Here is a 424-nt window from a genome sequence, read left to right as displayed (position 1 = left end):
ACGAAATGCACGCCGTGGGGGAAAAATATGGGTACGTATATTTCCAGACAAACCCGTTACAGTAAGACCTGCGGAAACACGTATGGGGTCGGGTAAAGGATCTCCCGAATATTGGGTAGCTGTCGTTAAACCAGGTAGAATACTTTATGAAATGGGCGGAGTAGCAGAAAATATAGCCAGAAAGGCTATTTCAATAGCAGCATCAAAAATGCCTATACGAACTCAATTCATTATTTCGTGATAGAAATTTATAACCATAGGAAAGAGGTCTTGGAATAAAAAAGCAATTGCAGGTTTCCTTTTTTTTTTTTGAAAAAGAATATTTCTTTTTTTTCTTCGCCCCTTTTTGTTTTGCATTGAAAGAACGGATTTAAAATGATATGATTCAACCCCAGACCTATTTGAATGTAGCGGACAACAGCGG

General features: G+C 38.2%; 1 protein-coding gene. It reads left to right on the top strand.

Features of this window, described 5'->3' with window-relative positions; all coding sequences use genetic code 11:
* Positions 1–241, top strand: a 241-nt coding sequence (rplP, locus tag DF185_RS24905) for a 50S ribosomal protein L16 (protein WP_110364088.1), incomplete at its 5' end; no start/stop codon positions are given.
* Positions 242–424 lie beyond the last annotated feature (183 nt).

The sequence above is a fragment of the Marinifilum breve genome, assembly GCF_003202155.1.
In the GTDB taxonomy this organism is placed as follows: domain Bacteria; phylum Bacteroidota; class Bacteroidia; order Bacteroidales; family Marinifilaceae; genus Marinifilum; species Marinifilum breve.
Note: the sequence above shows the minus strand (reverse complement) of the source record. Positions and strands in the feature narration are given on the sequence as shown.